15 protein-coding genes are annotated in these 18,552 nt (G+C 66.6%); 11 read left to right on the plus strand and 4 right to left on the minus strand.

The genetic code is table 11. The features are described from left to right. Positions 1 to 201 precede the first annotated feature (201 nt). The 4 genes from AQZ52_RS07160 (at position 202) to AQZ52_RS07175 (ending at position 7,221) form a co-directional block, all read left to right on the plus strand. On the plus strand, positions 202 to 2,241 hold the full coding sequence (locus tag AQZ52_RS07160; RefSeq protein ID WP_082697608.1) for an alpha/beta hydrolase family protein: 2,040 nt from the start codon (positions 202 to 204) through the stop codon (positions 2,239 to 2,241). A 40-nt stretch (positions 2,242 to 2,281) separates the two neighbouring features. Next, positions 2,282 to 3,568: a Xaa-Pro dipeptidase gene (locus AQZ52_RS07165; protein ID WP_067907831.1), complete on the plus strand. Its 1,287-nt coding sequence runs from the start codon at positions 2,282 to 2,284 to the stop codon at positions 3,566 to 3,568. Between the two features lie 72 nt (positions 3,569 to 3,640). Beyond that, complete coding sequence (locus AQZ52_RS07170; protein WP_067907837.1) at positions 3,641 to 5,398, plus strand: N-acyl-D-amino-acid deacylase family protein; 1,758 nt, start codon at positions 3,641 to 3,643, stop codon at positions 5,396 to 5,398. Positions 5,399 to 5,691: 293 nt separating this feature from the next. After that, on the plus strand, positions 5,692 to 7,221 hold the full coding sequence (locus AQZ52_RS07175) for an amidase (RefSeq protein WP_082697609.1): 1,530 nt from the start codon (positions 5,692 to 5,694) through the stop codon (positions 7,219 to 7,221). 18 nt (positions 7,222 to 7,239) lie between these two features. Here the strand turns inward: AQZ52_RS07175 and AQZ52_RS07180 are convergent, their stop codons facing one another. Next, the gene (locus AQZ52_RS07180) at positions 7,240 to 9,189 is read right to left on the minus strand and encodes a potassium transporter Kup (RefSeq protein ID WP_082697610.1); all 1,950 of its coding nucleotides are present in this window, start codon (positions 9,187 to 9,189) and stop codon (positions 7,240 to 7,242) included. 77 nt (positions 9,190 to 9,266) lie between these two features. Here AQZ52_RS07180 and AQZ52_RS07185 point away from each other — a divergent pair, with 77 nt between their 5' ends. Beyond that, positions 9,267 to 10,592, plus strand: coding sequence for a DUF4118 domain-containing protein (locus AQZ52_RS07185; protein WP_082697611.1), 1,326 nt, complete (start codon positions 9,267 to 9,269; stop codon positions 10,590 to 10,592). Here AQZ52_RS07185 and AQZ52_RS07190 read toward each other — a convergent pair. Genes AQZ52_RS07190 through ligK form a run of 3 tightly spaced genes read right to left on the minus strand, consistent with a single transcriptional unit; the run spans position 10,577 to position 13,188 of the window. After that, on the minus strand, positions 10,577 to 11,461 hold the full coding sequence (locus AQZ52_RS07190; RefSeq protein WP_067907843.1) for an amidohydrolase family protein: 885 nt from the start codon (positions 11,459 to 11,461) through the stop codon (positions 10,577 to 10,579). The genes AQZ52_RS07185 and AQZ52_RS07190 overlap by 16 nt on opposite strands. Further along, positions 11,454 to 12,521: a 4-oxalomesaconate tautomerase gene (locus AQZ52_RS07195; RefSeq protein ID WP_067907846.1), complete on the minus strand. Its 1,068-nt coding sequence runs from the start codon at positions 12,519 to 12,521 to the stop codon at positions 11,454 to 11,456. Before AQZ52_RS07195 ends, AQZ52_RS07190 begins: the two co-directional genes overlap by 8 nt. Beyond that, entirely contained in the window at positions 12,514 to 13,188 is a 675-nt protein-coding gene (gene ligK / locus AQZ52_RS07200) for a 4-carboxy-4-hydroxy-2-oxoadipate aldolase/oxaloacetate decarboxylase (protein WP_067907849.1), read from the minus strand. The genes AQZ52_RS07195 and ligK overlap by 8 nt, the downstream gene beginning before the upstream one ends. A 105-nt stretch (positions 13,189 to 13,293) precedes the next feature. Between ligK and ligR the strand changes: the two genes are divergently transcribed. The 6 genes from ligR to AQZ52_RS07230 all read left to right on the plus strand — a co-directional run bounded on the left by ligR (position 13,294) and on the right by AQZ52_RS07230 (position 18,552). Beyond that, positions 13,294 to 14,445 carry an aromatic metabolism transcription factor LigR gene (gene ligR / locus AQZ52_RS07205; RefSeq protein ID WP_067907852.1) on the plus strand — a complete coding sequence of 384 codons (1,152 nt, stop codon included), beginning with the start codon at positions 13,294 to 13,296 and terminating at the stop codon, positions 14,443 to 14,445. Between the two features lie 62 nt (positions 14,446 to 14,507). After that, the gene (locus AQZ52_RS07210) at positions 14,508 to 15,329 is read left to right on the plus strand and encodes an NAD(P)-dependent oxidoreductase (protein WP_067907855.1); all 822 of its coding nucleotides are present in this window, start codon (positions 14,508 to 14,510) and stop codon (positions 15,327 to 15,329) included. Further along, positions 15,326 to 16,351 (plus strand): amidohydrolase family protein, encoded by a 1,026-nt coding sequence (locus AQZ52_RS07215; RefSeq protein WP_067907858.1) that lies wholly within the window; start codon positions 15,326 to 15,328, stop codon positions 16,349 to 16,351. The genes AQZ52_RS07210 and AQZ52_RS07215 overlap by 4 nt, the downstream gene beginning before the upstream one ends. Beyond that, entirely contained in the window at positions 16,348 to 16,770 is a 423-nt protein-coding gene (ligA, locus tag AQZ52_RS07220) for a protocatechuate 4,5-dioxygenase subunit alpha (RefSeq protein WP_067907861.1), read from the plus strand. The genes AQZ52_RS07215 and ligA overlap by 4 nt, the downstream gene beginning before the upstream one ends. Position 16,771: 1 nt before the next feature. Next, the gene (locus tag AQZ52_RS07225; protein ID WP_067907864.1) at positions 16,772 to 17,614 is read left to right on the plus strand and encodes a class III extradiol dioxygenase subunit beta; all 843 of its coding nucleotides are present in this window, start codon (positions 16,772 to 16,774) and stop codon (positions 17,612 to 17,614) included. Continuing rightward, complete coding sequence (locus AQZ52_RS07230) at positions 17,611 to 18,552, plus strand: Gfo/Idh/MocA family oxidoreductase (RefSeq protein WP_067907867.1); 942 nt, start codon at positions 17,611 to 17,613, stop codon at positions 18,550 to 18,552. The genes AQZ52_RS07225 and AQZ52_RS07230 overlap by 4 nt, the downstream gene beginning before the upstream one ends.

Raw genomic sequence — 18,552 nt, forward strand, 5'->3', positions numbered from 1 at the left:
TGCTTGTGATTGGTGCTGACTCGCGCATTACTCCGGGCCTGTTACAAAGTAATGCCGGAAATGTTTCGATTTGCAAATTTTCGGATTTGACAGGATGCTTCGCCCAACTGGTCTCGCTAGATCGGATGCGATGGTGGCTTGCCGCTCGCGGGGCCATTCCATAGGCTGAGGGCCTGAATTCCGTTGCGGTCGGGGGGCCAGATGCACGCACGTTTTGGTAAACACGCAGCCGTGCTGGCGGGTCTTGTCCATGCCGTCATGGCTGCGACGCTGGCTGCCGCCGAACCCCCTGCTTCCCAATCCCCGGCCACATCTGTGGCCGTGACAGCTGCCCCGGCTCCGGTGCCATCTCCCGGTGCGACAGGCCTCGCTGGTTCGCCGGAAAAGATTTCGACGGCGCTGCTCTCGCAGCTGCCCTTCCTCACCGGCCCGCGTCTCTCTCCCGATGGGAAGCGGATCGCGGCCTATGTGACGATGAAGGGCAAGCAGATGCTCGGCATCTTCACGCTCGAGGACGGCAAGACGAAGGTGTTCAATCCTGGCGATACGCTTGAACTGGGCTGGTTCCGCTGGGCCGGCAACGGCAGGCTGCTGTTCAGTGTGGGCAAGACCGTGCCGTGGGACGGCGACGATGCCTGGCAGACGCGGCTTCTGGTCTACGATCTGGCCGAGGACAAACAGCGCTTCATCGGTGGCTCGACCGAAGGGCTGACGGGGGACGACGTGCTCTGGGTCGATCCCGAGGGCAAATCGATCCTGCTCGCCTACCAGCGGACGATCTACGACTATCCCAGCGTTTCCTTGATCGACCTTGGCACCAACAAGGGCAGGCAGGTGGTCGCCGCGCGCGACGGGGTATGGGACTGGTATGCCGACGACAAGGGCGTGGTGCGGGCCGGCTTCATGTTTGGCGAGAGCCGCTGGAAAATGATCTATCGGGCGAAGGATGGCGAAGGTTTCCGCACGGTCGTGCGCGCCGACAACGACGATGACGACGCCGGTTTCGACGCCTTCCGCATCTACCAGGGCAGCGACGATGGCTACCGCATCATGCTCAACGAGGCGACCGGGCGCTATGCGCTGTGGCGCTTCAACTTTTCCACCCGCAAGCGCGGCGATCTGGTGTTCGAGGCGCCGGGTGTCGACATCGACGATTTCGACACGCAGGTCGACGGCTCCAATCTCTACGCCGCCTGGTATACCGATGACCGCCCGCGCGCGCACTGGTTCGATGCGGAGCTCGGCAAGGTGCAGGAGGCCATCGACAAGGCCGTCAATGGCGCCGTGGGCGACCGGACGGCGACGATCGTCAGCTACACCCGCGATCGCATGCGCATGCTGGTCCATATAGGCGGGTCCAACGATCCGGGGCGCTATTACGTGTTCGACCGGGATGCCGGGGTCATGCAGCTCTTCGCCCAGGCCAACGAGAAGCTGAAGCCCGCACAACTGACGGCGACGCGCTACACCACCTACAAGACCCGCGATGGCCTGGAGATCCCGGCCTATCTCACGCTGCCAAAGGGACGCGAGGCGAAGAACCTGCCGCTGGTGATCATGCCGCACGGCGGCCCTTATGATGTGCGCGACGACGGGACCTACGATGTCGATGTCCAGTTCCTGGCCAATCGGGGCTATGCCGTGCTGCAGCCCGAGTTCCGCGGGTCGGGCGGCTATGGCAAGGCGTTCTACGAAAAGGGCGAGGGGCAGTGGGGCCGCGCCATGCAGGACGATCTCGACGACGGGATGGACTGGCTGGCGAAGCAGGGCACGATCGATCCCAAGCGGGTCTGCATCGTCGGCAGTTCCTATGGCGGCTATGCGGCACTGTGGGGGGCCGTGCGCAATCCCGAACGGTATCGCTGCGCGGCGAGCTTTGCCGGCATTTCCGATCTCAAGCGCCAGCTCAAGTACCAGATCGCCTTCAAGATTTCGAAGCGCTACCGCAAAGATTGGCGCAAAAAGGTGCAGGGTGAGGAAACCTTCGACCTGACAACCGTCTCGCCGCTCTATGCGGTCGACAAGCTCAAGGTGCCGCTGCTGATCGTCCACGGCGATGCAGACCAGCGCGTGCCCTACAAGCAATCGAAGCTCTATGCCGATGCGCTGGCCAAGGCCGGAAAGAGTTACGAATTCATCACGCTGAAGGGTGAGGGGCACGGGTTTTCGAGCGATACCAACCAGCAGCTCTGGCTCGACAAGCTGGAGGCCTTCCTGACGAAGTACAATCCGGCGTCCTGAGCTCTCGCCATCGGCGCAGGGATCGGGCAGGATGCCCGGCATGACCCGTACTCTGCTCGCCGCTGCCGTGCTGGGGCTCTGCTCCACCACCGCCCCAAGTGCTGCCAATGCCGAAACGCTCTATGTCCGCGCCGGCCACCTCGTCGATCCCGAGGCAGGCGCGGTGCTGGGCCCGCGGCTGCTCAGGGTCGAGGATGGGCGGGTCGCCGCCGTGCTCGCCGATGGCCCCGTCCCGCAAGGGGCAAGGCTGGTCGACTGGTCTGCATTCACCGTTCTGCCCGGCCTGATCGATTGCCACGTCCACCTGGCAGATACCGGCCAGACTGCGAATGTCGCTGAGCCGCTGCTCCATTCGGCGATGGAGATCGCCTATCTCGGCGCGCGCAATGCGCGCACAACGCTGATGGCGGGCTTCACCACGGTGCATGATGTTGGCAGCTTTCGGGCCTTTGCCGATGTCGAGCTGCGCGAGGCGATCAACCGGGGCGATGTGGTCGGTCCGCGCATGCAGGCGGTCGGCGCTTATGTCACGGTGCCTGGCGGGGGCGGAGAAGTGACCGGTTTCGCGCCCGACGTGCGCATTCCGGAGGACCTGCGCGCCGGTGTCGTGACCGATGCGGCGGATGCGCGGGCAAAGGTGAGCTACCTGTTCCAGCACGGCGCGGACTCGATCAAGCTGATCGCGACCGGTGCGGTGCTGGCCAGTGGCACCGAGGCCGGCCAGCAGGAACTGACCGAGGACGAAATGCGCGTCGCGGTCGAAGTGGCTGCCGCGCGGCATTCCTGGGTGACCGCCCATGCGCATGGGGCGGCGGGCATCAAGGCCGCCATCCGCGCCGGAGTCCGCGCGATCGAACATGCCAGCCTGATCGACGATGAAGGCATCGCGCTCGCCAAGGCCAAGGGCGTCTGGCTCGACATGGATATCTATAACGGCGACTACATTGCCGACGTCGGCCGGCGTGAGCACTGGCCCGATAACTACCTGCGCAAGAACGACGAGACCACGGCTGCGCAGCGCGAGAGCTTTCGCAAGGCTGTCAAGGCGGGGGTGAAGCTCTCCTTCGGCACCGACGCGGGGGTCTATCCGCACGGCGAGAACGCACGCCAGTTTGCCTACATGGTGCGCTACGGGATGACACCGATGCAGGCGATCCAGTCCGCCACGACCAGCGCGGCGGAACTCATGGGCTGGAGCAAGGACGTCGGCGCGCTCTCACCCGGCCACTTTGCCGACATGATCGCGGTGCCGGGTGATCCCACCGCCGACGTGACCGTGCTGCAAAAGGTGGCGCATGTGATGAAGGGCGGCGAGGTGGTGCGCTGAGACTTTTGTGGGGCGCGCCGCGCGGCGCCTTGCCATAACCTTGGCGCAGTACAGTCTGGAGGGGAAAGCGGGATGCACGACGTGATCATCCGAGGCGGCAGGATCGTCGATGGCTCGGGCTCCGCGCCATTCATCGGTGATGTGGCCTTCAAGGACGGGGTGATCACCGAGGTCGCCTCCCGGATTTCCGGCCCGGCCCGGCGCGAGATCGATGCCGAGGGCCATATCGTCACGCCGGGCTGGATCGACATCCACACCCATTACGACGGCCAGGTCAGCTGGGACGACGAGCTGGCACCTTCCTCGCACAATGGCGTGACCACGGTGGTGATGGGCAACTGCGGCGTCGGTTTCGCGCCCGTCCGGCCCGGGCAGGAGAAGGAGCTGATCGAGCTGATGGAGGGGGTGGAGGACATCCCCGGAACGGCGCTCTACGAAGGGATCGAGTGGGGGCGCTGGGAGAGCTTCCCCGAATACATGGACTACATCGCCTCCCGTCAATACGCGATCGACGTGGGCGCGCAGATCGCCCACGGCGCGGTGCGTTACTACGCGATGGGCGAGCGCGGGCGGACCAACGAGGACGCGACGCCGGAAGAGATCGAGCGGATGGCCGATCTGGTCGAGGAAGCCGTGGCGGCTGGCGCGGTCGGCTTTTCCACCTCGCGCACCATCGGCCACCGCGCGCTCTGGGGCGAACCGGTGCCGGGGACCTTCGCGCCGGAGGAAGAACTTCTCGCCATCGCACGCCGCTTCAAAAAGCTCGGCAAGGGGGTGATCGAGGCGATCCCGGCGGGCACCGTCGGCAAGCTCGAGGCGCTGGGCGGCGAGCGCAGCGAACCGCTCGCCGAACTGGAGCTGTTCCGCCGCATTTCAGAGGAAAGCGGCAGGCCGCTGACCTTCACGCTGGTGGAGATCCGCGAATATGCGCCCGACCTGTGGCGCCAGATGCTGGACCGCTGCCGGGAAGCGAACGCGGGCGGCGCGCACCTCTTCCCGCAAGTGCCCTCGCGGATCATCGGCTTCATCCATGGGCTCAGCAGCTATCACGCCTTCATGCGCCGCCCGACCTATCTGGAGAAGGTGGCGCACTTGCCGCTGGCCGAGCGCGTCGAAGCGATGCGCGATCCCGAGATCAAGCGGCAGATCCTTTCCGAACGCGATGTGCCGCATGAGGCACCGGGGTCGATGCAGAACGTCTACGGCCTGTTCCGGCGCGGCGCGGCGAGCCTCTATCCGCTGACCGAGCCGATCGATCTGGAGGCCGGCAAGTCCGCCTCGATCGGCGCCAGGGCCAAGGCCGAAGGGCGTGAGGCGCTGGAGTATCTCTACGATGCGATGCTGGAGGACGAAGGCAAGAGCTTTCAGGCGCTGACCCGCGACAACCAGCCCAAGAGCCTTGCCGTGCTGGAGGAGATGCTGCGCCACCCCGATACGGTGACCGGCCTCAGCGATGCGGGCGCCCATGTCACGCTGATCTGCGACGCGACGATGCCGACGACCCAGCTCAGCTACTGGACCCGCGACCGCAAGAGCGGCCCGACGCTGCCGCTGGAGTTCCTTGTCCACAAGCAGACCGCGCGCAACGCCGCGCTCTATGGCTTCACCGATCGCGGGCTGCTGCAGCCGGGCAAGCGCGCGGACATCAACGTGATCGACTACGCGGGGCTTACCGTCTCGCCCCATGTCGCGCACCACGATCTGCCGGCGGGCGGCACGCGGCTGATGCAGCCGGTGAAGGGCTATGCCGCCACGTTCTGCAACGGCGTGCTGATCCGCGAGAACGACACCGATACAGGTGCACGGCCGGGGCGGCTCGTGCGCAGCTGACGAGTCCCGCTGCAGGACAAGTTGACACGGTTGACACAGTCCTGAGGGGAAACTTGCCGGCGCGCGCACGTCTCGTTCCGGCACACCCGGACGGTGCGAGAAACGGCTGATTTGCGTTGGATTCGCGGGGCATCCGGGGATCATGCCGGAAGGCCGCGGCTGTAGGACAGTGGTTTGTCGGCGCCAGCGATGCCGGGAGCCCCTGGGTTCAAGGGCCGCGGCCCTTACCCGTCGGAGGCTTTTTTCCTTGCCTGGTCCTTGCGCCGGCACCGCCAAGGCGCTTCACTGCGGCCATGGCAACAACCCCGCGCCTCACCCGGCGATCCGCTCTGGCACTCGCTGCCGCGTCTGCTGCTGTGCTGGCGGAGGCGCGGGCGGCTGCGGCGCGCCCGTCGGGGCCGATCATGGCGCTGCCGGCGCACCGGCTGGCGACGATGATCGCGGCACGGGAGGTTTCGGCGGCCGAGGTGATGGCGGCCTGCCTCGACCGGATCGAGCGGCTCAATCCCAAGGTCAACGCGGTGATCGCGGTGCAGGACCGGGAGGGGCTGCTCAAGCAGGCGGCAGCGGCGGATGCGGCAGTCAAGGCTGGCGCCGCACTTGGCCCGCTGCACGGCCTGCCCCATGCGGTGAAGGACCTCTCGCCGGTGGCGGGGCTGCCCTTCACAATGGGATCGCCGCTCTTCAAGGGCCAGATCGCCGCCGCCGACGGGCTGATGGTAGAGCGTCTGCGGCGGGCGGGCGTGATCTTCATCGGCAAGACCAATTCGCCCGAGTTCGGACTTGGCAGCCACACCTTCAACCCGGTCTGGGGGACCACGCGCAATCCGTGGGACCTGACGCGTTCGGCGGGCGGCAGCACAGGGGGCGGTGCGGTCGCGCTAGCGCTCGATCTGGTGCCGCTGGCCGATGGCAGCGATTATGGCGGTTCACTGCGCAACCCGGCGGGCTGGAACAATGTCTTCGGGCTGCGGCCAAGCCTGGGCCGGGTGCCCAATGATTCCGCCGATGACTGGCTGACCTCGATGGGTGTCGCGGGGCCGATGGCGCGCTCTGTCGCCGATCTGGCCCTCCTGTTTTCGGTGCAAGCGGGGTTCGATCCGCGCAAGCCGATGATGCTGGAAGGGAGCGGCGAGGCTTTCCGCGCCGTGACGCCCGAGGCGATGAAGGGCAAACGGATCGGCTGGGCGGGCGATCTGGGCGGGGCGGTGCCTTATGAACCCGGCGTGCTCGAGACCTGCCGCAAGGCGCTGGCGCGCTTTGAGGCGATGGGCGCGGTGGTCGAGGATGCGGTGCCCGATTTTCCGGTGGAGCAGGCGTGGCAGGCCTTCGTGAAGCTGCGCCACTGGCAGCAGGGCGGCAACCTGCTGGCGCTCTATCAGGACCCTGCGAAGCGCGCGCTGCTGAAAGAGGCGGCGGTGTGGGAAGTGGAGGGCGGCCTTGCGCTTTCAGCCTATGCAGTGAACGCGCTGTCGGCGGTGCGCAGCCAGTGGAGCCGCGCGGTGCACAATCTGTTTCAGCGCTTCGATTACTGGGTCATGCCGACCTCGCAGCTGTTCCCGTTCCCGGCGGACTGGGTCTACCCCGAGGCTATCGCCGGGCAGACCATGCGCACCTACCACGAGTGGATGAAGGCGACGTGCCTGGTGACGCTTTCGGGCTGTCCGGCGGTGGCGGTGCCGGCTGGGTTCGGCCCTGCAGGCCTCCCCATCGGCCTCCAGATCGCCGCGCCGGTGCATGGGGAGGCGGCCTGCCTCGCGGCGGCGGCGGCCTGGGAAGCGGCGAGCGGCGACATCGTGGGCAGGAAGCCGCCGCTCGTGTGAGGGGCCCAAGCCCTGACCCTAGATCTTCAGCTGGCTGCCGAGTTCGACCACGCGGTTGGTGGGGAGCTTGAAGAAATCCATCGCGCTTTCTGAGGCCTTGAGCATCCAGGCGAAGAGCCTCTCGCGCCACAGCGCCATGCCGGGCACGGCGCAGGAGGCGATGAGCTTTTGCCGGCTGAGGAAGTAGCTGGTGTGGAGCGGTTCGAAGGTGAGGTCTGTCCCCGTGCAGGCGGCGGCAAGATCACGCGGGATGTCGACGTCTTCCATGAAGCCGTAGTGGAGGACCATGCGGTAGAAGCCGTGGCCTTCGGCATGGAATTCGGCGCGGGTGGCGGGGTCTAGCTGCGGCACATCCTCCACCTGCACGGTGAGCAGCACGACGCGCTCGTGGAGGACCTGGTTGTGCTTGAGGTTGTGGAGGAGCGCCGCGGGCAGAACGTCCGGCGAGGCGGAGAGGAACACGGCGGTGCCGCGCACGCGGTGCACCGAAGCGGCGGTGGACTGGATGAACACGGTGAGCGGCAGGCTGCCCTCCAGCATGCTCTCGCGCATCAGGCGGCGGCCGGTGGACCAGGTGGTGAGCAGGGTGAAGATGGCGAGGCCGACGGCAATCGGGAACCACGCGCCTTCAAACAGCTTGGCAAGGCCCGAGGCCAGCAGCACGCTGTCGATGGCGATGAAGGTGAGGAAGCCCACCACCCCGCGCCAGACCGGCGCGCGCCAGATGCGGAAGACGACGACGTACTGCATCAGCGTCGTGATCAGCATGGTGGCAACGACAGCGAGGCCATAGGCAGGAAGCATGGCGGCCGAGGCCTGAAAGCCGATGACGAGCAGCGCGACCATGACCGCGAGGGTCCAGTTGATCGCGGGAATGTAGATCTGCCCTTGCGCGTGGCTCGATGTGTGCAGGATGCGCAGGCGGGGGAGAAAACCGAGCTGGATCGCCTGCTGCGTGACCGAGAAGGCTCCCGAAATGACCGCCTGGCTGGCGATGATCGTGGCGAGCGTCGCGATTACCAGCAGCGGGATTGTGAGATGGGCCGGCACCATGTGGAAGAACGGATTGTCGACGAATTCGGGGTGCTTCAGCAGCATTGCGGCCTGGCCCATGTAGTTGAGCATGAGCGCGGGAACGCAGATCGAGAGCCAGGCGATGGTGATGGGCACGCGGCCGAAGTGGCCCATATCGGCATAGAGCGCCTCGGTGCCGGTGATCGCGTAGACGATGGCACCCAGCGAGAGAAACGAGAACAGCGGATGCGCGGCGAAGAACCGCACCATCCAGACGGGATTGAGCGCGCCGACGACTTCCGGGGTCTGCACGATATGGGTGATGCCCATCGCGGCTATGGTGGCGAAATAGACGAGCATGACCGGGCCGAACAGGCGGCCGACCTTGTCGGTGCCGCGGCTCTGGATGGCAAAGAGGCCGATCAGGATGGCGAGTGCGATCGTCACGATCCACGGCTTGAAGGCGGAGCTGACGACGCCGAGCCCCTCGACCGCCGAGATGACGGAGATGGCGGGCGTGAGCATGGCATCGGCGAAGAAGAGCGCGGTGGCAAACAGCGCGCCGGTGAGGAGCAGGCGCTGGGGTGCACGCGCGCCGAGTTCGCGGTTGATCAGGGCATAGAGCGCGAGGCTGCCGCCTTCGCCCTTGTTGTCGCAGCGCATGACGATGAAGACATATTTGACCGTGACGACGAAGACGAAGGCCCAGAAGATGAGGCTGACGATGCCGTAGAGATCGGTGATCGTGGTGGAGAGGTGATAGCGCGGATCAAGCGTGGCCTGCAGGGCATAGAGCGGACTGGTGCCGATATCGCCGAAGACCACGCCGAGCGCGCCGAGGGTGAGCGCGGCGCGGCTGGTGCCGTGGGCGGGGGTGGGAGAAGGGGCGGGTGATGCCGTGGAGACGGCCGAGTCTGGCTGTTTCATGCCGCGCGAGGTGCGCCGGGTGTGCATTAAGTTTCCATGTGGATTGCGATCAGCCGGGCGCGGCGGCGCGGGACTTTGGCGGTGCGGCGCGGTAGAAGGCGGGCATGACCCCGTCTCAACCCGGATTGCCCGCAGCCATGCGCCCGCGCCTATCGTGGCAGGCCGCCGGCGGGCTGGCGGCGCTGTTCGTGATGGCGACGCTGATCGGGCTCGCCATGGCGGCGCAGTGGGGCCGCACGCCGATCGTGCTGCTCTATCTGCCGCCGGTGCTGGCAGCGGCCGCCTTTGCAGGGCGCGGACCAGCGCTGCTGACCGCGGTGGCGGCGACTCTGGTGTACAATTTCTTCTTCACCGAGCCGACCTACACGCTGCTGATCCGCGATCCGGGCGACGGGGTGACGGTGGCGATGCTGCTCATGGTCGGGCTCGTCACCAGCCACCTGGTGACCTCGCTGCGGGTGCAGGGCGCGCTGGCAGCGTTTCACGCGAGCCGGAATGCGACCATCGCGGGCTTTGCGCGGCAGCTGCTGTCCTGCGCCGACGAGGCGGCGATTGCGGCGGTGGCGGCGGGCGAGCTGGCGCGGATTTTCGATTGCCATGCCTGCGTAGTCGGCGGCGGGCCGGACGCGCGGCTGCTGGCCGGGGTGGACCGGCTGACCGAGGCCGATCTGGCGGTTGCCGGGCAGGCGCTGGCACACGGGGAGCCGGCGGGGCGGCACATTTCCGGGGGCAGCCTGACCGACTGGCAGTTTCATCCGGTGCGCGCGGCGGGGCGCGCGCTCGCTGCAGCCGGCCTCGCTCGCAGCGACGGCATGTCGCCGGTGGAAGCAGAGCGGATGGACCTCCTCGGCAACTTGCTCGATCAGGTCGCGCTGGCGCTGGAGCGGGCGCGGCTGGAAAGCGCGGGGCGCGAGAACAGCGTGCTGCGCGAGCGGGATGCCTTGCGCTCGGCCCTGCTCGGCTCGATCGGCCGCGATCTGCGGCCGCACCTCAACAGTATCGCGGCGGACCTCAGGAAGCTGCAGCGCGCGGGCGGCTGCGATGCCGAAGTGCTGCATGCGGTGGCCGGAGAGACCGCGAAACTGACCGGCCTCATCGACAATCTGGCCGACCTCGATCTCACGCAGAACCAGGATCCGGTGATTGTGGAGGACGTGGCGATAGACCTCTACCGGCGGACGGTTTCGCGGCGCGGCGAGGCGGTGCATCTGACGCCGAAGGAATTTGCGGTGCTTGCCGAACTCGCCCGCAATGCGGGGCGCGTGCTGACGCACCGCTATCTGCTGCGCGCGGTGTGGGGGCCGGCGCACGAGGATCACGTCGATTACCTGCGCGTTGCGGTGAGCGCGCTGCGCAAAAAGCTGGGCGAGGATGTGATCCAGAACGAGCCGGCGGTGGGCTACCGCCTCCCCGTTCAGTCTGCCCAGTAAAGCCGCATCGGATTGTCGACGAGGAGTTTGCGCTGGAGCGCCTCGGTCGGCGCGATGCGCGGGATCATGTCGACGAGGTGGCCGTCGTCGGGTATCTCGGTTTCCATGTTGGGGTGCGGCCAATCGGTGCCCCAGAGGCAGCGGTCCTGATAATCGGCAACGAGCGGCGCGACGGCATGGGCGAAGGCATCCCAGGGATCGCCCGCGCCGCCTTCCTTGATGGCGTCGAGCCGATCGGGGCAGGTGGCCTTGAACCAGATGTCCTCGCGGGCATCAAGTAGGGCGCGGAAAGCGCGCATGTCCGGCCCTTCGGGGCCCTGACGCACATCGGGGCGGCCCATGTGATCGATCACGAGGGGGACGGGGATCGCATCCATGAACGGGCGCAGTTCCTCGAGGATATCGGCCTCGAAATAGATCACCACGTGCCAGCCTTGCGGCAGACGATTGGCAACTTCAAGGAACTTGTCCTTGGGCGCATCATCGACGAGGCGCTTGAGGAAGTTGAAACGGATGCCGCGGATGCCGCCTTGGTGGAGGGCATGGAGATCGGCTTCCGAAATGGCGGGATCGACGACGGCGACGCCTCTGGCAAGGCCGTTGCTGGCCGCGATGGCGTGGAGCGTGGCCGCGTTGTCGGTGCCGTGGCAACTGGCCTGCACGATGACGTTGCGGGCGAAGCCGAGGTGATCGCGCAGCGCGAAGAGCTTGTCGGGACCGGCGTCCTCGGGGAGGTACTTGGCCTTGGCGCTGAAGGGGAACTGGGCCATCGGGCCGAACACGTGGCAGTGCGCATCCACCGCGCCGGGGGGCGGGGTGTAGCGCGGCTTGCTCGGGGCGGCATGCCAACTGGTGATGCGATCAACCATAAACAATTCCATCCATCAGCTTGCGTGCGGTGCGCAGGAGGGCGGCGGTGCGGACGGCGCCGGTCTCATCGGTTTCAAGGACGCAGCTCATTTCGCCGGTGGGGTGCTCGACCGAGAGGAGCTTGCGCGCGCCTTCGGGAATGACTGCGACCTCTGCGGCAGGTGAGCCGGGGATCAGGCAGGCGGTGGCGACGCTGACAGCGCCGAGAACACCGATGGTGGCGTGGGCGCGGTGGGGGATGAAGCTGCGCACGGTGACCGCGCCGCCGTGCTTGGGCGGGGCGACGAGCATCATCTTGGGGACGGACTTGGCGGTGACATCGCCGAGGTTCATGCGTTCGCCGACGGCGAGACGGATGGCTTCGATCCTGGCCTTGAGGTCTGCCGCGCTGTCGAGCCAGTCGCGGTCTTCGTAGCCGGTTATCCCGACATCCTCGGCCTTCATCACGACGCAGGGCATGCCGTTGTCGATGAGGGTGACGGGGACGCCGTTCACGACATCGACCGCGTTGCCGGTGGGAAGGAGCGCGCCGCAGGAGGAGCCAGCGGTGTCGCGGAATTCGAGGGGGACGGGGGCGTGGCTGCCGGGGACGCCGTCGATTTTTGCCTCGCCCGTGTAGGTGACCGCGCCGCCGGGGGTCTGGACCGTAGCGACGGCGACTTGCCCCGTGTTTTCCATGTAGATCGCGACGCGGGTTTCATCGCCGGTGGCGGCGACGAGGCCGCGCTCGAGGGCGAAGGGGCCTATCCCTGCAAGGATGTTGCCGCAGTTCTGCGCGTCCGTCACGATGGCCTGATCGACGAAGACCTGCAGGAACAGGTAATCGACATCGATCCCTTCGCGAGTGGATTTGGAGACCACCGCGACCTTGCTGGTGAGCGGATCGGCACCGCCCATTCCGTCGATCTGGACGGGATCGGGGCTTCCCATCATGGCGAGGAGAAAGGCGTCGCGCTGCGCGGTATCTGCGGGCAAATCGTCCTTCAGGAAGTAGCCGCCCTTGGATGTGCCGCCGCGCATCCACATGCATGGTATGCCTTCGGGGATGCCCTCAGACATACTTGAGGCCTTCCTTCTCCAGCCGTTCGCGCATCTTGTACATGTCGAGGCCGAGGACGCCGGAGGCCAGCTTGGCGCGCTTTTCGCCTTCGTTGGCTTCGCGGGCCTGCGCGGCCTTCAGCACGGCTTCGGCATTGGCACGGGGGACGACGCAGACGCCGTCGTCATCGGCGACAATGACATCGCCCGGATTCACGAACTGGTTGGCGCAGACGACGGGGACGTTGACGCTGCCCAATGTGTTCTTGACCGTGCCCTGCGCGTAGATCGCCTTGGACCAGACGGGGAAATTCATTTCGGTGAGATCGCGCACATCGCGCACGCCCGCATCGATGACGAGGCCGCGGCAGCCGCGCGCCTGCGCGCTGGTGGCGAGAAGATCGCCGAAGTAGCCGTCCTCGCAAGGGGAGGTGGGGGCGAGCAGGAGGATGTCGCCCGCCTTGAGCTGTTCGATGGCGACGTGGACCATCCAGTTGTCACCCGGAGGGGCGCTGATGGTGAGCGCGCTCCCGGCCACGCGCGCGCCGCGATAGATCGGGCGCATGTAGCTGGCGAGGAGGCCGGTGCGCCCTTGTGCTTCGTGGACCGTGGCGACACCGCAGGCGGCGAGGCCGTCGATCACTGCCGGATCGGCGCGTTCGATGTTCTGGACGACGATTCCGGACATGGCCTTCTCCCGATGTGCGTGGTTCGCGCTTCCTTCGGCCTCGTGCGCGGGCGGGGCCAATGCAATGTTTGGTGCGGGGCATAAGGAAATGCTAAGTGAGTGGTCATGAGTGAGCCAGCTTACAACATCCGTCACTATGCCGCCTTTGCCGCGACCGTGCGCCACGGGAGCGTGACGCGGGCCGCGCGCAGCGTGAACCTGACGCAGCCGGCGCTGACGCAGGCCATCGCGCGGCTGGAGGCGGAACTGGGCTGCGCGCTGTTCGAGCGGGGCTCGGGCGGGATGGCACCGACCGAGCCAGCGCGGCTGCTCGCGCCGCGAGCCGAGGCGGCGATTGCGCAGATCGGCAGCCCGCGCGTGACGGGGACGCAAGTGCGCGCGTTTCTGGCGCTGGCGCGCGCCGGGTCTTATGCCGGGGCGGCGGAAGCGACGGGGCTTTCGGCAGCTTCGCTGCACCGCGCGGTGGCTGATCTGGCGGTGGCGCTGGGGCAGCGTCTGGTCGACCGGCGCGGGCGGCGGGCAGCGCTGACCCCGCAGGGCGAGCGGCGGGCGCGCGGGTTCGGCCTTGCCATGGCAGAGCTGCGCAGCGGGCTTGCCGAAGTGGCGGCGTGGCAGGGCAAGGCGGCGGGGCGGATCGTGGTGGGCGCGATGCCGCTCTCCCGCGCACGGTGGCTCCCCGAGACGATCCTGCGCTTTCGCAGCCTCCATCCGGGGGTGGCGATTGCCGTGGTCGAGGGGAGCCATGCGGAACTGGCGGGGCCGCTGCGCGATGGTGATATCGATCTGATGCTGGGCGCACTGCGGGATGGAACGGTGCTGGAGGACCTGGCGCAGGAGCCGGTGTTCGAGGACAGCCCGCAGCTGGTGATGCGGGCCGGGCATCCGCTGCTGGGTGTGGAGGCGCTGGACGCGCGGCTGGCCGATTATCCCTGGGTGCTGCCGGCGCGGGGAACGCCGCTGCGGCAATACTGGGAAGGGATGATGCGGGCGGCGGGGGCGGAGCCTCCGGAGGTGGGGATCGAGTGCGGATCGGTGTTGACGGTGCGGCAATTGCTGCTGGGATCGGACGCGCTGACCCTGCTGAGCCCGGCGCAGCTTGCTGTCGAACTGGAGGCCGGGGTGCTGGCCTGCCTGCCGACTCCCGCACCGGTGCGGCGGCGGATCGGGATCACCACGCGCGAGGGGTGGCAGCCGACGGGGCCGCAAGCGGCGTTTCTGGCCTTGCTGCGCGAGGTGGCGGCGAAAGGTTTCGCATAATCTTATAGGCTCGCCCGGAAATGCATTTGTTTGGCCGTCCGGCGCGACGCAGGAGGGCAGCCATGGAGAGTTTGATCGCCCTGATCGGTTTCGGCGAGGCCGGATCGACTTTTGCCGAGGCGGCTGGCTGGGAAGCCGGGGCTGCGGCCTATGACGTGCTGCCCGCGCGCCGCGCGGCGATGGAAGCGGCGGGTGTGCTGGTCTGCGCGACAGCGGAGTGCGCACTTGGCGATGCAGGACTCGTGCTCTCGCTGGTGACGGCGGATGCGGCGCTGGCGGCGGCGAAGGACTATGCCGCGCTGGTGAAGCCGGGCGCGTTGTGGTGCGACATGAATTCTGTGGCACCCGATACCAAGCGCGCGGCGGCGGCAGCCATCGAGGCGGCGGGTGGGCGCTATGTGGATGTGGCGGTGCTGGCACCGGTGAACCCCGCGCGGATGAACGTGCCGCTGCTGGTTTCGGGCGCCGCGGCGGAGGATGCGGCTGAAGCCCTGCGCGGTGCCGGCTTTGCCAATGTGCGCGTGGTCGGGGCCGAGGTCGGCCGGGCGAGCGCGATCAAGATGATCCGTTCGGTGATGGTCAAGGGGATCGAGGCGCTGACGGCGGAGATGATGCTGGCGGCGGACGCTGCGGGCGTGACCGACGAGGTGCTCGCCTCGCTGGATGCAAGCGAGAAGGCGCAAAGCTGGGCGGCGCGGGCTGCCTATAACCTTGAGCGGATGACGACCCATGGCCTGCGCCGCGCTGCCGAGATGGAAGAAAGCGCCAAGACGCTGATCGGCCTCGGCGTGGAGCCGGTGATGACCAGCGGCACCGTGCGCCGCCAGCGTGAATTGGCCGGACGGGCCGACCTGTTTTCCGAAGAGAGAGAAGCCGCGCAATGACGATGATCATCGACTGCCATGGCCACTATACCGTGCTGCCCAAGGCGCACGACGAATGGCGCGAGGCGCAGAAGGCGGCGTTCAAGGCGGGAACGCCGTGCCCGCCCTATCCCGACATTTCCGACGACGAGATCCGCGCGACGATCGAGGCGAACCAGTTGCGCCTGATCAAGGAGCGCGGCGCGGACATGACGATCTTTTCGCCGCGAGCGAGCGCGATGGCACCGCATGTGGGCGATCAATCGGTCGCGGTGCCGTGGGCGCAGGCGTGCAACACCCTGATCGCGCGGGTGGTGGGGCTGTTCCCCGAGACCTTTGCGGGCGTGTGCATGCTGCCGCAATCGCCAGAGGCAGACCTGACCTCGTCCATCGCGGAGTTGGAGCGCTGCGTGACCGAGCTGGGCTTCATCGGCTGCAATCTCAATCCCGATCCGGGCGGCGGCTTCTTCAAGCATCCGCCGCTCACCGATCCGTACTGGTTCCCGCTCTACGAGAAGATGGTGGAACTGGATGTGCCGGCGATGATCCACGTGTCCGGCTCGTGCAATCCGGCCCAGCACGCGACGGGGGCCTACTACATCGCGGCGGATACCATCGCCTTCATGCAGCTGCTGGAAGGCGATCTCTTCAGCCGGTTCCCGACTTTGCGCTTCATCATCCCGCATGGCGGCGGCGCGGTGCCCTATCACTGGGGGCGCTATCGGGGCCTTGCGGACATGCTCAAGAAGCCGGACCTGCAGAGCCACCTGATGAACAACGTGTTCTTCGATACCTGCGTCTACCACCAGCCGGGGATCAACCTGCTGGCCGATGTGATCGAGACCAAGAACATCCTGTTCGGCAGCGAGATGGTCGGCGCGGTGCGCGGGATCGATCCGACGACCGGGCACTATTTCGACGACACCAAGCGCTATGTCGACGCGCTCGATATCACCGACGAGGCGCGCCACGCGATCTTCGAGGGCAATGCCCGCCGCGTCTATCCGCGCCTCGATGCCAAGCTCAAGGAGATGGGCAAGTGACTGAAGCTGCCAAACCTGCTGCGGACATCCACGCCTATCTGGCGGAGCTCGAGGATATTCCCGGCACGCGCGTCTACACGGCGGCGCGGGCCCGCAAGGGGTACCATATCAACCAGTTCGCGATGAGCCTGATGAAGGGCGACAACCGCGAGCGCTTCAAGGCGGACGAGCGGGCCTATCTCGACGAATGGCCGATTTCGGAAGAGGCCAAGCAGGCGCTGCTGAAGCGTGACTACAACGCCCTGCTGGACATGGGCGGGAACGTCTATTTCCTCTCCAAGCTGTTCTCGACCGATGGCCTCAGCTTTGCCGAGGCGGTGAGCACGATGACCGACATGACGTTCCCGGAATATCGGGACATGATGCTGAAGGGCGGGCGCTCTCCCCTCGGCAATCGCTCGATCAAGGGAGGCTATTGAGATGGCGCGTTTGACTGCCGGTGTCGGCTCCAGCCATGTGCCCTTGCTGGGCGTCGCCGTGGATCAGGGCAAGACCGGGGACGATTACTTCGGCCCGATCTTTGCGGGCTATGAGTGGACCCGCGAGTGGGAAAAGGCCGAGAAGCCGGACGTGGTGGTGCTGGTCTACAATGACCACGCCAGCGCCTTCGACATGAAGATCGTGCCGACCTTCGCGATCGGTTGCGGCGAGCTCTACAAGCCTGCGGACGAGGGCTGGGGCCCGCGTCAGGTGCCCGACGTGGAAGGCCATGCCGATCTTGCCTGGCACATCGCGCAGAGCCTGATCCTCGACGATTTCGACATGACGATCATCAACGAGATGGACGTCGACCATGGCCTGACGGTGCCGCTCTCGATGATGTTCGGCCAGCCGGAGAAGTGGCCGTGCAAGGTCGTGCCGCTGGCGGTCAACGTCGTGACCTACCCGGTGCCTTCGGGCAACCGCTGCTGGGCACTGGGCGAGGCGATTGCCCGCGCGGTGGCGAGCTTCCCCGAGGACCTCAACGTGCAGATCTGGGGCACGGGCGGCATGAGCCACCAGCTCCAGGGGCCGCGCGCGGGGCTGCTCAACCGCGAGTGGGACAACAAGTTCCTCGACATGCTGGAAAGCGACAGCGATGCGGTACGCTGGATCCCGCATATCGAATACCTGCGCGAGACCGGCAGCGAAGGCATCGAGATGGTGATGTGGCTGATCATGCGCGGGGCGCTCGGCAAGAAGGTCAAGACCCTGCACCGCCACTACCACATTCCGTGCAGCAACACGGCCATCGGCCATATCGTTCTGGAGCCAGAGACATGAGAATTGCACTCGCAGGCGCCGGTGCTTTTGGTGAGAAGCACCTTGATGGCCTGAAGAAGATCGAAGGGGTGGAGATTGTCTCCATCATTTCGCGCACTGCCGAGCAGGCGGCGGCGGTGGCGGCGAAGTATGGCGCGAAGCATAGCTCGACCGAGCTTGAGGATGCGCTGGCCCGCGATGATGTGGACGCCGTGATCCTGTGCACGCCGACGCAGATGCACGCGTCTCAGGCGATTGCCTGCATGGAGGCGGGCAAGCATGTGCAGGTGGAGATCCCGCTGGCGGACAGCTGGGCGGACAGCGAGGCGGTGCTGGCGAAGCAGAAGGCGACCGGCCTGACCTGCATGGTCGGCCACACGCGGCGGTTCAATCCGAGCCACCAGTTCGTGCACAACAAGATCAAGGCGGGCGAGTTTGCCGTCCAGCAGATGGACGTGCAGACCTACTTCTTCCGCCGCCGCAACATCAACGCCAAGGGCGAGCCGCGTTCGTGGACCGACCACCTGCTGTGGCACCATGCCGCGCATACGGTGGACCTGTTTGCCTATCAGGCGGGCCGGATCGTCAAGGCGAATGCGCTGCAGGGGCCCAAGCATCCCGAGCTGGGCATCGCGATGGACATGTCGATCCAGCTGCTGAGCGAGACGGGCGCGATCTGCACGCTTTCGCTCTCGTTCAACAACGACGGGCCGCTGGGGACGTTCTTCCGCTATATCGGCGATACCGGCACTTACATCGCGCGTTACGATGATCTGGTGAACGGCAAGGAAGAGCCGATCGACGTGAGCAAGGTCGACGTTTCGATGAACGGGATCGAGTTGCAGGACCGCGAGTTCATTGCCGCCATCCGGGAAGGCCGCGAGCCCAATTCGTCGGTGGGCAAGGTGCTCGATTGCTACCGGGTGCTGGGCGAACTGGAGACGCAGCTTCAGGGCTGA

The organism is Novosphingobium fuchskuhlense (genome assembly GCF_001519075.1).
Taxonomy (GTDB): domain Bacteria; phylum Pseudomonadota; class Alphaproteobacteria; order Sphingomonadales; family Sphingomonadaceae; genus Novosphingobium; species Novosphingobium fuchskuhlense.